This is a genomic window from Chryseobacterium sp. B21-037 (assembly GCF_028570785.1).
In the GTDB taxonomy this organism is placed as follows: domain Bacteria; phylum Bacteroidota; class Bacteroidia; order Flavobacteriales; family Weeksellaceae; genus Chryseobacterium; species Chryseobacterium proteolyticum.
Map to the genome: position 1 here is coordinate 2961926 of NZ_JALGCB010000001.1, position 15662 is coordinate 2977587.

General features: G+C 34.2%; 12 protein-coding genes, 7 tRNA genes and 1 other RNA gene. 3 read left to right on the plus strand and 17 right to left on the minus strand.

Annotated elements, in window-relative coordinates; all coding sequences use genetic code 11:
- Positions 1-109: 109 nt before the first annotated feature.
- The 15 genes from MTQ00_RS13130 to rpsU form a co-directional block, all read right to left on the minus strand.
- Positions 110-3208 carry an efflux RND transporter permease subunit gene (locus MTQ00_RS13130; RefSeq protein WP_273649597.1) on the minus strand — a complete coding sequence of 1033 codons (3099 nt, stop codon included), beginning with the start codon at positions 3206-3208 and terminating at the stop codon, positions 110-112.
- A gap of 49 nt (positions 3209-3257) precedes the next feature.
- Entirely contained in the window at positions 3258-4340 is a 1083-nt protein-coding gene (locus MTQ00_RS13135) for an efflux RND transporter periplasmic adaptor subunit (RefSeq protein ID WP_273649599.1), read from the minus strand.
- Between the two features lie 4 nt (positions 4341-4344).
- Positions 4345-5586 carry a TolC family protein gene (locus MTQ00_RS13140; protein WP_273649601.1) on the minus strand — a complete coding sequence of 414 codons (1242 nt, stop codon included), beginning with the start codon at positions 5584-5586 and terminating at the stop codon, positions 4345-4347.
- 71 nt (positions 5587-5657) lie between these two features.
- Positions 5658-7025 (minus strand): ATP-binding protein, encoded by a 1368-nt coding sequence (locus tag MTQ00_RS13145; protein WP_273649603.1) that lies wholly within the window; start codon positions 7023-7025, stop codon positions 5658-5660.
- Positions 7026-7706 carry a response regulator transcription factor gene (locus MTQ00_RS13150; protein ID WP_172280689.1) on the minus strand — a complete coding sequence of 227 codons (681 nt, stop codon included), beginning with the start codon at positions 7704-7706 and terminating at the stop codon, positions 7026-7028.
- Positions 7707-7865: 159 nt separating this feature from the next.
- Positions 7866-7937, minus strand: a tRNA-Thr gene (locus MTQ00_RS13155).
- A gap of 42 nt (positions 7938-7979) precedes the next feature.
- Positions 7980-8052 (minus strand) — tRNA-Gly (locus tag MTQ00_RS13160).
- Between the two features lie 87 nt (positions 8053-8139).
- A tRNA-Tyr gene (locus MTQ00_RS13165) sits at positions 8140-8220 on the minus strand.
- 19 nt (positions 8221-8239) lie between these two features.
- A tRNA-Thr gene (locus MTQ00_RS13170) sits at positions 8240-8313 on the minus strand.
- 90 nt (positions 8314-8403) lie between these two features.
- Positions 8404-8476 (minus strand) — tRNA-Gly (locus tag MTQ00_RS13175).
- An 87-nt stretch (positions 8477-8563) separates the two neighbouring features.
- Positions 8564-8644 (minus strand) — tRNA-Tyr (locus MTQ00_RS13180).
- A 16-nt stretch (positions 8645-8660) separates the two neighbouring features.
- Positions 8661-8734, minus strand: a tRNA-Thr gene (locus MTQ00_RS13185).
- 107 nt (positions 8735-8841) lie between these two features.
- Entirely contained in the window at positions 8842-9132 is a 291-nt protein-coding gene (locus MTQ00_RS13190) for an HPF/RaiA family ribosome-associated protein (RefSeq protein ID WP_172280691.1), read from the minus strand.
- Positions 9129-10016: a tyrosine-type recombinase/integrase gene (locus MTQ00_RS13195; protein WP_273651063.1), complete on the minus strand. Its 888-nt coding sequence runs from the start codon at positions 10014-10016 to the stop codon at positions 9129-9131. Before MTQ00_RS13195 ends, MTQ00_RS13190 begins: the two co-directional genes overlap by 4 nt.
- An 87-nt stretch (positions 10017-10103) precedes the next feature.
- Positions 10104-10301: a 30S ribosomal protein S21 gene (gene rpsU / locus MTQ00_RS13200; RefSeq protein ID WP_172280693.1), complete on the minus strand. Its 198-nt coding sequence runs from the start codon at positions 10299-10301 to the stop codon at positions 10104-10106.
- A gap of 159 nt (positions 10302-10460) precedes the next feature.
- Here rpsU and MTQ00_RS13205 point away from each other — a divergent pair, with 159 nt between their 5' ends.
- Positions 10461-11216 (plus strand): hypothetical protein, encoded by a 756-nt coding sequence (locus MTQ00_RS13205; RefSeq protein ID WP_273649607.1) that lies wholly within the window; start codon positions 10461-10463, stop codon positions 11214-11216.
- 125 nt (positions 11217-11341) lie between these two features.
- Positions 11342-11744, plus strand: a transfer-messenger RNA (tmRNA) gene (gene ssrA / locus MTQ00_RS13210).
- Positions 11745-11924: 180 nt separating this feature from the next.
- Here ssrA and MTQ00_RS13215 read toward each other — a convergent pair.
- Positions 11925-12461, minus strand: a complete 537-nt coding sequence (locus tag MTQ00_RS13215) for an antirestriction protein ArdA (protein ID WP_273649608.1) — start codon at positions 12459-12461, stop codon at positions 11925-11927.
- A gap of 618 nt (positions 12462-13079) precedes the next feature.
- Between MTQ00_RS13215 and MTQ00_RS13220 the strand changes: the two genes are divergently transcribed.
- Positions 13080-13901: a putative phage abortive infection protein gene (locus tag MTQ00_RS13220; protein ID WP_273649609.1), complete on the plus strand. Its 822-nt coding sequence runs from the start codon at positions 13080-13082 to the stop codon at positions 13899-13901.
- A gap of 562 nt (positions 13902-14463) precedes the next feature.
- On the opposite strand, the gene MTQ00_RS13225 is transcribed toward MTQ00_RS13220, so the two are convergent.
- Positions 14464-15285 carry an SH3 domain-containing protein gene (locus MTQ00_RS13225; protein ID WP_273649610.1) on the minus strand — a complete coding sequence of 274 codons (822 nt, stop codon included), beginning with the start codon at positions 15283-15285 and terminating at the stop codon, positions 14464-14466.
- Between the last annotated feature and the right edge of the window lie 377 nt (positions 15286-15662).

Sequence of the window (15662 nt, forward strand, 5' to 3'; positions counted from 1 at the left end):
TATTATGTTTGCAAATATAATTTTTTTTTCAATTCGTCGAAGTAAATTGAAGCCTGTAAAACATATGTTTTACAGGCTTCAAATATTTTTCATCATATTCAGCAGTCAATTAAATTGACGTTGATTTTTTAGTTCTGTTGAAAATCCAGAAAATAATTGGAAAAATAAGTAAAGTAAGTACCGTAGCTGTAATTAATCCTCCAATAATAACAATCGCCAGTGGTTTCTGAGATTCAGAACCAATACCTGTAGATAAAGCTGCAGGTAAAAGACCTATAGAAGCCATCAAAGCGGTCATGATGACTGGTCTTGTCCTGGATTTCACTCCGGTCATTATTGCTTCATCCAATGCCAGACCATTTTTAATATTTTGGTGGAATTCACTAATAAGGATTACTCCATTCTGTATACAAATTCCCAAAAGTGCAATCATACCCACACCTGCAGAGATCCCAAAGTTCATTCTCGTTACATGAAGTGCTATGATTCCACCGATTAATGCAAACGGTACATTAGCAAGTACCAAAAGAGAATCTTTTATGTTTCCGAAGAGTATAAACAACAGGAAGAAAATCATGAGGATACTCACAGGAACTACCTGTGCCAGGCGATGAGAGGCTCTTTGCTGATTTTCAAACTGCCCGGTCCATCCTATAGAATATCCTTCTGGAAGCTCTATTTTAGCTACCTTTTTCTGAGCATCGGCAATTGTGCTTCCCAGGTCACGGTCACGGATAGAGAATTTTACACCAATGTATCGTTTGATATCATCTCTGTAAATGAATGCTGCCCCATTATTCTTAACAATATTACTTATTTCCTTTAGCGGTATTTTTGCCCCATCTTGTGTAGGAACCATCAATGAAGCAATATCATTTTCATCTTTTCTATACTCCTGGGAATATCTCAATCTTATTGGAAATTTACGCTCTCCATCAAACATTTCGGAAGCTGTTTTACCTCCAAAAGCCATCTCAAGAACAGCCTGTGCGTCAGCAGGCATTACACCGTAGGCTGCCATTTTATCTCTATCCAACACCACACTTACCTCCGGCTGGCCTATATTCTTTATGATTCCCGGATCTTTTACTCCATCTACATTTTTTATTTCTTTCAGAACCTCTTCAGCCAATCGATCCAAAGTCTGAAGATTATCCCCATAAATCTTGATCCCGTTTTCGGCTTTGAAGCCGGCTACCGCCTCAGCAACATTATCAGAAATAGGCTGTGAATAATTAAATGTGATTCCCTGATAATTTCTTAGTTTATTATCAATCTCTTTGATCAGTTCATCGTATGAAATTTTCCGCTTCCATTCTTCCCGGGGTTTCAAATTTACAGCGAATTGAACAAAACCAAATCCATTAGGATCTGTTCCGTCATTACTTCTCCCAGTTTGTGCAAGAACATCCGTAACTTCCGAAAAGCTCATAATATCTTTCTTCAAAAGATCTGCGGTCTTTAAGGATTCTTTCAGAGAAGAGCTCATTGGCATTTCGGCGGTGATCCATAAAGATCCTTCATTAAGCTGTGGCAAAAATTCAGTTCCCAGAAATTTCCCCGAAAACAAAGTAACGACCAAAAATGAAATGGCAACGATTAAGCTCATCTTCTTATGTTTAAAAGTATAACGAAATCCTTTTAAAACAATCCGGTCCCAGAAGTTCACAAAAGGATTATTTTTTTCTTTTACATTCTTATTTAAAAGGATATGGGTAAGAACGGGTACTAATGTTAAAGTAAATATTAATGCTCCTGTCAAAGCAAATCCCAATGTAAATGCCAGAGGTGAAAACATCTTACCTTCCACTTTCTGGAATGAGAAAATAGGGATCAAAGAGGTAATGATAATAAGCTTGGAAAAGAATATCGCTTTACCCAAGCCTGTTCCTGTTTGTTTTATCCATCCTCCTTTAGCCAGTTTATTGAACTTCTCCATTCCATATTTATGGGCTTTATGATCAAGCATTACAAAAATACCTTCTACCATGACGACGGCTCCATCAATAATAATCCCAAAATCCACAGCACCTAATGAAAGAAGGTTCGCACTCATTCCCGCAAGCTTCAGACATAAAAACGCAAATAATAATGACAATGGAATAATAATAGAAACAATCAACGTAGTTCTCCAATCTGCCATAAAAATCAGAACCATTACAGTAACAAGCACAATTCCTTCGATAAGGTTATGCATTACGGTACGGGTTGTGAAATCCATCAGGTTATCCCTGTCATAGAATGTAACCATCTTCACATCTTTCGGAAGAATTTTCTCATTAAGCTCTTTGATCTTGGCTTTTACACCTACCAAAACTTCACGCGGATTTTCCCCTTTTCTCATTACGACAATACCTTCCACCGTGTCTTCGTGGTTATTCAGTCCTGCCTGTCCTACTCTTGGCATTGAGCTTTCATGAACATCAGCAACATTTTTTACCAAAACAGGGTTACCGCTATCATTTTCAATCGTAATATTTCCAATATCAGCTACCGATTTAACCAAACCGATTCCCCGTACTACATAAGCCTGTCCGTTCTTTTCAATAACATCTCCTCCCACATTCAAATTGCTCTTTGTGACAGCATCGTAGACCTGAAGCGGGGTCAGGTTGTATTTATCCAATGCCCTCGGATCAATACTTAATTCAAAAACTTTATCCTGTCCACCAAAAACATTAATATCAGCCACACCTGGTACTCCTCTTAAAGCACGATCCACTACCCAGTTTTGCAGGGTTAATAGTTCCCGGGAATCTTTATTTTTACTCTCCAGTGTGTACCTGAAAATCTCACCGGTTGGTCCGTAGGGTGGTTGTACTTCGGGATCTACCGCATCAGGAAGGCTTATAGTTCGTAGTTGGTTATTAACCTGATTTCTGGCAAAAGTATCGTCCACCCCATCATCGAACAGAATCTTTACAATCGAAAGACCAAACATGGTGGTACTTCGTACACTTGTCTTTTTCTGAACCGGACTCATTGCCAATTCTATGGGTGTCGTTACAAAACGTTCTACTTCTTCTGCGCTTCGTCCGTTCCATTGGGTGATAATCACAATCTGGGTATTGGTTACGTCCGGAAATGCTTCAATCGGCATATTTTTGAAACTGATAAAACCCGAAATGGCCAAAATTGCGACCCATATGAAGGTGAACGCTTTATTTTTAAGCGAAAAAGCAATTATATTTTTAATGAATTTATTCATAATAGTTTAAATTGATGACTCGAAAAGCCGTTTAAAAAATGACTTTGATTTAGTTATTAAGAGAACGATAAATCAGCAATTGATTCTCGGTAATTACCTGTTCCCCCTCAACTAATCCATCAGATATATATGTTGTATCGCCTACTTGCTTCAAAACCTTAACTTCTTTAACCTTAAGATTAGTTCTGGATTTAAAAACCACCACAAAACTTCTGTTATCATCAAAAATAACCGCCTTGGAAGGAACCGTTAAAGCCATATCATTTTCGGAAGTTGAAACTTTGATTGTAGCTTTACTATCAGGAATCAGCAATCCGCTTGCATTGTCCAAAACAACTCTCGCCTGCATGGCGTTGGTTTGAGGATCGATAATTTTAAATATTTTATCAATTTTCCCATAAAACACCTTGTCAGGATATGACAATGTAGAAACTTCAGCCTTCATTCCAAGACTTATTTTATCAATATCCGATTCATTAACGTTCATAATTGCCCATACATTGGTTGTATTGGCTACGTCAAAAATATTATCACTCCTATCTGTTCTAAGCTGCATATCCTTATTGATATTTTTTTGAACAATGTATCCACTGATAGGAGCTAAAACATTATAGATATTTCCTTTTTTCACATTATAAACCGTACTTATCGCACTCGCTCTCTGCAGTTGGTCCTGTGCCTTTTGCAGCTGGCTCTTGGCTTCCAGAACATCTCTTTCAGTATTAAGCTTACCTTCGTACATTTCCTTGGCAACACGAAGATTGTTCTGAGCAACGACCAGATCCGTTTTTGCATCACTTACATCTTTCTGTACCTCAGCAAGCTCAGTACTCCTGATTGTCGCCAAAACCTGCCCCTTCGTTACATGATCACCCAATTCCACATTGACACTTAAAACATTTCCTCCTACCAAAGGATATACATCGATGTAACTGTTTTGATCTGCGGATATTTTACCGTAAAAATTATAATTATCTTCAATATACTTCTTCTCAACTTTTGCAAGGACGATCGATTTAAGCATAGTATTGCTTAGTTCAAAACCTTTCGGCATTGTCACTTTCTGTTCTTCTTTTTTTGAGCAGGACAATAATGCAATGGCTACCAATAATACAATTATATATTTTTTCATTTTTTTAATAGAAGATTTTAGTTTGTACTAGCTGATTAAGTTGTTCAGCCGATTGGATAATATCGTTTTTCATATCATAGATCTGAAGGGCCGTTTGTCTGTAACTTTCCATAAAGTCAGTAAACTCAATAAGGCTTACATTTCCCTTTCTGAAATTGTTTAACATCCCATTATAAACAAGATCCAGATTATTGAGATCTGTTGCTTTAATTTCTGCTAATTGATCATATTGATTTTTCCATGTCCTGTACAAGGATTGTACTTTTGTTTCCAAATTGAGTTTTTGATACTCTGCATTTTTTTGGTTCTGTTGGATAGCGTAATTTGCTTTTTCAACATTTCCCTGATTGCTTTTCCATAAGGGTAATGGAATTCCTACCATTAAGTTGATCTCATTTCTGAATGTTCCTCCATTCTGATCCCATCCGGCTCCCACATTAATATCCGGAACATTTAAAGATTTCTGCCATTGAGCATAGAGTTTGCTATTATCAATTAACTTCATGTTATATTGATAATCTGCATTATTCTCCAATGCTTTTCGCTTCAGATCTTCTTCATCTCCGATGGGTTGGGTAGCCAAAATTTCCCTGGCCTCAGCCTCAGAAAGCTCAGGTTCTATATCTTCCGTAATTCCGGTTAAAACTTTTAAATTTTGTTCAACATCCAGAATATTTTTATTGATTTCTACTTTGTCGTTATTTAGCTGAATTACAATACTCTGCAGCCTCACCTCATCTTTAAGTGATACATTTCCCTTTGCAGACTGGACCTTATAAGCGCTTAAAAGCTCTTTCATATAACCCAATTGCTTGTTGATATTTTCCAGTTTTAATTTTTGGAAGTAGAGATTGTAATAAGTAGTATGCAATTGTGTTTTGAGGTCAACGAGAAGTTGGGAAAATTGAAGTTGAGCCAGTTCTTTATTAGATTTTGCAAATGCAATCTCATTTTTCTTTTTTCCACCCATATGAATGAGCTGGGTAACCTGTGCTCCCTTTGCGTGTCCAACATCAAACATTTTCTTACCTTCAGGATTATAAGCATTGATCTGCCCGCTCAATTGTGGAAGATCCCAGATCTTAGCCTGTAAAATATCAGCATCGGCCATGTTGATATTATACTGCTGGGCGAGCAGCTGAAGGTTGTTCGTCTGGAAAGCTTTTTCACAATCCAGAAGAGACATTTGCTGTTGTGCTGTCATGAATGAGGAAATGACAACAAACAATCCTGCAATTTTGTTCATTCTTTCAATTTTATGAAAACAAAAGTGCTAAGACATGATTAAAACGAACTTAAATGAGCCTTAAAAAAAAATTAAATTTTAGAAAATATCACACTAAACTTGTTAATATTTTCCGATGGCGAAGAGTAAATAATATCTGCACCATGGTATTCTAAAATTCTTTTTACAATCCGAAGTCCCAATCCGGAACCCGAAATATTCTGTGCATTATTCCCCCTCATAAAAGCCTCAAATAATTTCGACTGTTCATTCTCAGAAATTGTACTTCCCTGAGAAATAACATCCACAATCAGTTTTGAAGCAGTTTCAGTAATGAGAACATCTACTTCAATATTATCCGAATAAACCGCCGCATTTTTGAACAGGTTAATAAATACGATGTCCAGCAATGATTGTATTCCTTTTATAGTTAATAATGCTTGTTCTGAAGTTTCTTCAGAAATTAAAAAATCCATTTTCAGATCCGGATAACTTTTTTCTACTGTTTCGAAGGAACTGAATATAACTTCATCAATCCTTACTTCTTCATATAAACTTTGAATGTTCTCTTTGTCAAATTTAGTCAGAAGCAGCAGGGAATTAGTCAGGTCAGATAATTGATAAACATCTTTCTGAATCTGCTTTAATGAAGATAAGGTCTCCGGAGAATGCTGTTCGAACTTGATCAGATTCTCCAACTGGAATGCCATTCTTGTAATAGGCGTTCGGATCTCATGCGAGGCACTCGCCGTGAAATCTTTTTGCGATTGAAAAACATCGTTCAACCGTACAATCATGGTGTTAAATGATTGTGCTAATATACTAATTTCATCTTGTGATTGTTGTACGGGCACTTGTGTAGTTAATTTATGTGCGGTAACCTCTGAAATCTCTTTATTAAGATCTTCCAGGGGACGTAAAAACTGCCCCATAAAATAATAACTGAAAAGCCCAATGAGAAGCGTACTCATTACATAAGCCGTAACAAGCAAATATTTTAAATAAGATAATTTGGATTTCCCATTGCTGTCGTAGGCACTGGTTAGAATATAGTAGTTTTCTCCTTTTATATTTTTAAGTGCAGCATATATTTCGGGAATGGTTTTCTCGGTGTATATCGTTTTTCTTTGATCCAGCTCTTTTAATAAGGCAGCATCCCAGGTAACATTCCGGTCTTTTATTGTACTATAGATTAATTCTTTGTCTGCATTAAAAATCAAGATTTTCTCATTGAGAAGGATATTATCTGCATTTTCATTGAAAAAAAGAGGAGCTTCAGCTTCGAAGTTTTTAGATTCGGAGATAAAATGAGAGGTAAACTCGAGTCTTTGGCGAAACCTTTCTTTAAATTCATCTCTTCTAAAATCATTAAAAGACATATATATAATCATCATCACTATACCAAAAAGTAGTGAGAAGGCAATACTTAAATTTAAAGCAATCTTCCTTTTTAATGACATTTATAGTGGACTTAAATAATATCCAAAGCCTGATCGGGTATGAATAAGTTTAACTTTAAAATCTTTATCGATTTTCTTTCTTAGAAAATTAATATATACCTCAACAGTATTTGTATTTGTATTAAAATTGTGTTCCCATACATTCTCCGTAATCTGTTGTTTGGATACCGTTCTTCCTTGGGCTTCTGCCAGGTAAGCTAACAATTGAAATTCTTTCAGAGTTAGGGTAATTTCGTTTCCTCCTCTATAGACTTTTTGTTCAGTCTTATTAATGATGAGATCATCAATTCTTATGATTTCCTGATCTGAAGTATCTACCGGCATTTTTCTCCTCAAAAGAGAATTTACCCTTAAAAGCAGTTCTTCAAACTGAAAAGGCTTGACAAGATAATCGTCAGCAAGTCTTGTAAAGGCATCTTTCTTATCAGAAAGATCTCCATATGCCGAAATAATGATGATAGGTGTATTTTTATCGAATGAACGAATGGTTTGGCAAACATCCAATCCGTTTATTTTGGGAACATTAATATCCAGTAAATAGAGATCGTACGAATTATTTTTTATCTGACGAAGAAAAGTCTCACCATCATAAATCTTATCACATGAAAAATTGTTTGATTCCAAAAACTTACAAAGTTCCGCGGAAAGAATGAGGTCGTCTTCTAATAAAAGTATATTCATCAAAAAATATTTATACGAATTTAACGAAAATTTTTATGATTTTTAAGGAAAATCATCTGCAGATGATTGAAATGAAAAGCATCAGAAAAAAGAATATATTTTATTAACAGAAAATACATTAAACAAAAAAATCCCGAAACAATTCGGGATTAAAGCCAGAGCCAACTACGGGACTTGAACCCGTGACCTCTTCCTTACCAAGGAAGCACTCTACCGCTGAGCTAAGTCGGCATTAAGCAAAAAAATCACACTTTAATAGCATGATTTTTTTTGAGCGGAAGACGGGGGTCGAACCCGCGACATTCAGCTTGGAAGGCTGACGCTCTACCAACTGAGCTACTTCCGCAATTTTGTTTCCAAAACTATTGGTAAACGCTGTGCAAACTTATAAAAAACCTTTTAAATCTGCAAGTTTTTTTTCAAATATAAAATGTGGGAAGAGCAGGATTCGAACCTGCGAAGCCGAAGCAACTGAGTTACAGTCAGTCCCATTTAGCCACTCTGGAATCTTCCCTCATGTTTATATTAAATTGAGCCTCCAGAGGGATTCGAACCCACGACCCCGAGATTACAAATCACGTGCTCTGGCCAACTGAGCTATGGAGGCAATTTAAACTGTCTGAGGCTATCCGAAGGCAATCTATCTTAAGCTGTATCAGGTTTAAAAAAAATCACGCCTTGTGGTGTGATTTTACTGAGCGGAAGACGGGGGTCGAACCCGCGACATTCAGCTTGGAAGGCTGACGCTCTACCAACTGAGCTACTTCCGCAATTTTGTTTCCAAAACTATTGGTAAACGCTGTGCAAATCTATAAAAAACCTTTTAAATCTGCAAGTTTTTTTTCAAATATAAACAGTGGGAAGAGCAGGATTCGAACCTGCGAAGCCGAAGCAACTGAGTTACAGTCAGTCCCATTTAGCCACTCTGGAATCTTCCCTAGTTTATATTAAATGAGCCTCCAGAGGGATTCGAACCCACGACCCCGAGATTACAAATCACGTGCTCTGGCCAACTGAGCTATGGAGGCAATTAAAAAAAGAATTCAAAAGATCACTGTTCCCTTTTTGCGAGTGCAAATATAGAACGGATTTTTTGAATTCTCAAATTTTTACGCGATTATTTTAAACTTTTTTTCTAAGCCGTTTCTTTTTTCTTGATTAATAGCTTCTTAGCAGTATCAACACAAAGATCCAAACTCTCTTCAAAACTTACAGCCGTCTTTTTTACTACGATATCATCACCTGGAACCGCCAAAATAAGTTCAGCAGTTTTGTTTGATTTATCCGAATTATTTTCAACCTTCAGAAAGATTTTGCACTCGTGAATTTTGTCATAAAACGTTTCAAGTTTGCTTACTTTTTTTTCGATGTGTGATTCCAATGGTTCGTGTGGAGTTAAACCAATTGATTGTACTGTGATCTTCATAATTCTTCTTTTTTAGACGCTCTAGGATGAGCCTGATTAAACACTTTTTTCAATTGTTCTATATTAGCATTCGTATACACCTGCGTACTGGCCAGACTGGAATGTCCTAATATTTTTTTTACTTTTGAGATCTCCGCCCCATTATCCAAAACATGTGTAGCAAAGCTATGTCTTAGAATATGAGGACTTCTTTTTTGCTTCGAAGTTATAAGACTAAGGTACTTATTTACGACTACATAAACAAATTTTTCCGTGAGTTTTTTCCCCTTCTTATTAACGAAAAAACAGTTCTGAAACTCATCGAGAGGTCTTCTTAATGTTAAATAACTTCTTAATAAAACAGTCAAATCTTCAGATATGGGAACATATCTTTCTTTGTTCCCTTTACCTATAATTTTCAACTCATTTCCATCTAAGTTTACATTCTCAAATATCAAGCCACAAAGTTCGGACTTACGGATTCCCGTCTGGTACAGAACTTCTATGATACACTGATCAAGAACATCATGCGGCTCTTCAAAAATGGTATTATTAAGGACCTCCATTTCTTCTTGTGAAATAGGAATTTGTTTTTCGGCATAAAACTTAAGAGAAGAAATACTTTCAGTGGGCGAAACAGTTATTTCACCGATCTTTAAAAGAAAAAAATAAAAACTTCGAAGAGAGGAAAGCTTTCGGTTAATACTCCTCTTGGATATATTATTTTCACTTAGTGCCACTATGAAATTCCTGACTACCCTTTTATCGGCTTTGGAAATATCATCGGAAGATTCTGTTTTGAGAAAAAAATAAGAAAAATCTTCCAGGTCTTTTTTATAGCTTGTAATAGTATGAGGTGAATACCTCTTTTCGAATTGTAAATATTCTAAAAATTTATTCAGCATCATGGATTACATATAATATAAAAAATTCACTCCTCAAATATAAGTATATTTAAGAAGTGAATTTAATATTTGTTTAAGAAAAATTTCTTAAGCTTGCTCCTCTTTGCTTAACGCTCTTTGTTTATAAGCCGCTTTTAATCTAGCTTGTCTCAAAGTTACAGAAGGCTTAACAAACTGTTGTCTCGATCTTAATTGACGAACTGTTCCAGTTTTATCAAATTTTCTTTTATATTTTTTTAGTGCTCTATCGATGGATTCACCATCTTTTACAGGAATTATTAACATACTTTACATCTCATTTTGGATTGCAAAAGTAGATATTTTTTTATTAATATGCAAAATTTATTTCTTTTAATTTAAAATAACTCTTGTTTCAGAATTGCATACATTTTTCATACCTTTGGGATATACGATTTTAAAAACACAGTTTAAATAACAAAAAACATGAAAAATTATCTATCCTTAAAAGCTTTGCCTTTAGTTTTTGCTTTGACATTTCCTGTAATAACCCTTGCACAGGTTGGCATTAATACAACAAATCCCAATACTAATGCCGTATTGGATGTAAATTCGGCAAGCAAAGGACTTTTACCTCCGCGGGTTGCTTTAACAGCCACCTCCCAGCCCGCTCCTCTTACTGCACATGTAGCCGGAATGGTAGTTTATAATACAGCTTCTGTAAACGGACTATCTCCTGGCCTCTATTTAAATGACGGAACAAAATGGGGACAATTGAATGTGGTTTCAGAAACGGAAGGTACCGTATTGACTAAAGTAAAATACAGAGGTCGAAATCTTGACACCAATGGATATGATAAACCAACACTCAAGGTTCCTTCTATGAATATGGAGTTCAGATTTGCAACAACTTCCGGATCTACTTATCTTGAAGTAAGATTACTGTCAGCACCTGCAGCTACAATCACCTACTATGCAAATGAGCTATGGTTTGGAAACAGTACAAATGGAGGCAAACAATCGGTTACCTTTACTACAACAAACTGGGATACGTGGTCCAGAAGCCTTTCCAATGGAGTTTGGAATAATTCATGGGGGTACCAATATCAGATCTCCACAGGCAGTGGCGTAGTACCGGGAAGCAATGACTTACTAGCAGGAAATTTTTATGGCTTTAATAATTATGCAAATGGTGCAGGCCCGGATAATGAGATGTATGTACTCGCATTTGAACAGTATTAATCTCATAACATTATTAAAATACAACAATGCCGGAAAAATTTCCCGGCATTTCTCATACAATAGAGTTTATGTAATATGAACTTTATTTAAACAAAAAGTAGTATCTTTGCACTCACTTTATTCATGGGGTTGACTGGTTTCGACAGCAAGATCAATGGGTAAGTAAGCATGCAGAGAACCGTAGCGCGATCTCTATAATCCCTTGCTACAAAATTTTAACTGGCAACGAAGAGTTCGCTCTTGCAGCTTAATATCGAAGTTTAGTAGATTCAAGCGCTTTCCCGAAGATTTTAGTAGGGAAGCAAGATATTCCACAAATGCTCTGTTCTGCGGCGTTTGATCCTGGGATATAGGAATGCAGAAATAAGGTTTTAGATGCTTCGGCTAAAACTCGAAAACCTCAGAAGATAAGCTGGAAGTTGGGTGTCTGCTCTCTGCCTCCAGTCGAAAACCAATAGTAGAATAAGCATGTAGAAAGCTTATGTATTGCTTGTTTGGACGAGGGTTCGAATCCCTCCAACTCCACATTTTAAACTAAAGAGAATTTGTAAATTATTGAAATTTAAATAATTACATTTTCTCTTTTTTGTTTTTGTACCCAAAATTGTACCCAAATCTTTGAAATGTACTTTTTTAAACCTGTTTGAATTTAATTAAACCTTTCTGAACTTTAGAAAGCACAAAAGAGTTTATAATGATACAAATATACTAAGATCTAAAATAATACCCATCACTACTGTAATAATCATACATCACATTTCTAGCTGTAGACTCCCAATCAATACAAATGTAGGGAGGAAGATTTTCAGGTATATCTCCACATTCTTCTAAAAGCAACTGTACGAAAGTTTCATCATCAGAATACTCACCAACATACCTATCCATTACACCTTCATAAACACCTTGAAAATCCATTTTTCCGACACAATCAATATAAGCTTCAAAAACTTCTAAATCATAGCCAGAAGAGCTTATTTGATCCATTATTTCGAATATCTCTTTTGATATATAACTTTCATTTATTAATCCAAGTTTTTCAAATAAGTCACAGTGTTCATAGTCTTGAAACATAAACTCTGGATCATCTTCATCATTATGAAGTTTATACATTGCTTCTAACAGTTCGTCATAATCTAAATAATCTGAAAAATTGAGCCATTTGCCATAAAGACTTCCGTTGTTATACTTGTAATAAGTACCACAGTAGACAGCACAGTTTTGTAGACAATTTTGTAAATTTGCCATGTTGATAAGTTTTAGGTATGTTAAAATTTATTGATTTTCGCCAAGTGGTACTCCAATACTACTTGGCTTCTTTTTTTATATATTATTGTAAAAATCTATGTAGAAAAAAGAACTTGAAACAGTTCTTTGACATACTAACAAAGTCAACATTCATGCCACTTAACAAAGATTTTAATTAAAAAATTAAAGTTTTTAGAATATTTTTAAACCCAAACCGCAACAAACAAAAACTGTCATAAAAGCTAATAATAAAACATACAGTTTGAAGAGTAGTACCAGTACAAAAGAGTAAGTGGAAAATAAAACTACATCAGCAAAAACTACTAATAACAAAACAACTGTATGAAATTTTGTTTTGCAGTTGGTAGGGGTATTGAAAAAAAAGCCTCGACAGGGTATCACCTTGGTCTTAGTAGGTTGTGTCATTACACTTATAATGAATATATTGGTGTAAAATTGTCACAAAGTCTTCTATAACGGGAGTTAATTTTTCTGAGATGTTTGGATGGGGGTACATTTGAGAATTGAGGTTAACCATTGTATTTTTTCACTCGAATAATAATGTAGTATAGCTTTTTGACAGTTTGTTTATTTTTATATTTGTAGCAAACTATAATTATGAAGAGAAATAATCTATCTATTTGGGCGTTTGGCATCTTGTCCATCTGTTTTATTTGTTCAGTACTACTATTCACATTTATTATATTTATTAATGAGGACGATTATGATAAGAGAGGAACTTTTGGTGATATGTTTGGAGGAGCCAATGCTTTATTTACAGGTTTGTCTTTTGTAGCTCTTATCGTAACAATATTATTACAACGAAAAGATTTAAATACACAGCGAGAAGAACTATCTAAACAAACAAATTCAATTCATGTACAAAATTTTGAAAACACTTTCTTTCAAATGTTAAATCTTTTTCATGGAATTGTAGATTCTTTGGAAATAAAAGAAAAAGGTGAAATAATAAAAGGTAGAAGGGTATTTGCTTTTCTAAATGAAAAAATAAAAGACCTGTTATATGAATTCACTTTAACAGAAGAATATCAAGACAGATGCGATTATGAAATCGAAGATATAATAAGATATACTTTTATCCAAAAAGAAGATGCTATTAAAGTGTATGATGAACTTTATAGTCAATATAGTGATGTTTTAGGACATTATTTTAGGGCTTTATATCACATAGTTAAGTTTACTGATAAATATCCTGACATAGATAGACAAAAGTATATTTCAATAGCAAGATCCCATCTATCAAATTCTGAACAGGTTTTACTTTATTACAATTGCCTACATTCAAATGGGGTATTGAAATTTAAACCACTAGTAGAAAAATATGCCCTTTTAAATAACATAGATTGGACATATTTTCCTGAAACAATTTTTAGTTTGTTTTACAATATTGATGCATATGTAAATAGAACATCACCTTAATTGGACTTAAATTATTCCTAAAAATAATGTTTGTTAAATTTTTAAATTCAAATAACAATACAGACACTTGTTTGAGTATAACATTGTGTAGAAATCATCCCACACCCATCAATATTAAACCAACTGTCATAGTGTTTTCAAAATATATCATTTCAATCAGCCTTATAACAGCTATTCTTTATCTCAAGTGCTTTCTCACATTATCCAAAAGTTAAAAATTTATCTAGAGCATCCCACATCTATACGTATTACATTTACTGCTCTTGTTGGTGGAGTTGTAGGAGTAGTTCTTATTGCTCTTATTATTAATTCTTCTAAGAATATAATACTCTTCAACTATTTCTCCAAGGTAGCCACCATTCCTCTACCTTACTTCATTGTTATCTATCCAACCTATATAATTTGAGTTCTGTCAAACAAACAACCATTATGATACAATCCAAAGCATTGTCCGTTTGATCCAAATATTTTAGTATTCATTTTATCTTATAAAATTTTAATTGTTAACAGTAATTTTAGCAGGTTATTTTTTTCAGATCTCACAACTAAACCACTTAATTAATTATTTTGAAAAGTTTAAATATTCTTTTCTCACCCAACCAGTCATAGCTGTATTAGTTTTTATAACTAAACACCACTTTACATTATCTTTTAAAACTTCTACTTGATCGTTTTCTTGTAAAACAAACATTTCTTTAGAAGAATTCCTAGGATAATTTCTCATTGAAGATGGTCTAATAACTTTTGCTATGACATTCTTATCGCCATAGTAATTATTAGTAACTTGAACTGCAATGGGGGTGATTTCATTTTCTCCTTTAATTTTTTCCAATATTATAGGAACAAGAATTTGCTGAATAACAAATAGGATAAATATCGCTGAATACTTTACTGACGGATTAGCCGTTATATAATTTTTAATTGTTGCTATTAAATTATTAAATATTTCGAGTGACGTCCTATCTAATTCTTCAAGATCTAAATTAATACTTTCATTATTGATTCCTAATTCTGCAGTAAGCATTCCAATTTCCCTATTCCCTCCTGATGCCTCAACAGCTTCATATAATGATATATTTGCAACCTGTCCCCAATAACCAATAGAGTTAATTTTTTCAATCAATTCATTGTCAAAAATCTGCAAATTAATATCCTGAATCATTTTAATATGAGGATTATTTAAGCTTTCCAAATCCCTGATCATTTGTGAAACATCCGGGTGTACAAGTCCATCTTTTATTCTCTGATTAAATTCATTAAAAAAATTATATGATTCACTAATTGCACTGACTTGTTTCGCCATCCCCAAAAAGGGTGAAGGTAATAAACTATTAATTCTTTCTGATAAAGATTTGAGCTTGTCAAGGTTATTTAATTTTTCCATATTAAAAAGATCATTTTCGAATATATTAAATTTATCTTAAAATATAACACAATAATATATCTCTTATAACATAGTTAATAACTATTAGTTTCTTCTAGTTTGATATGAGGAATACTTGTTTAAGTTCGTCTAAAATGATTTTCATATCAACAATGAAAAAAACAACCATACATAAACAATCATTGTAATTGTGAGAGTAAATATTCTGAGTATAGTAGTAGAGGAGTATATTATATTGATTTTTTCCATCATTTATACAAACTAATCCACTAATGCTATACCAGTTAAATAAACTGTATTTAAACTTTTCCAAAGCAGTATAATGATTTGTGAACTGCATCTGTTAGGTCAATTATGTATTAAACAGACATTTAGTA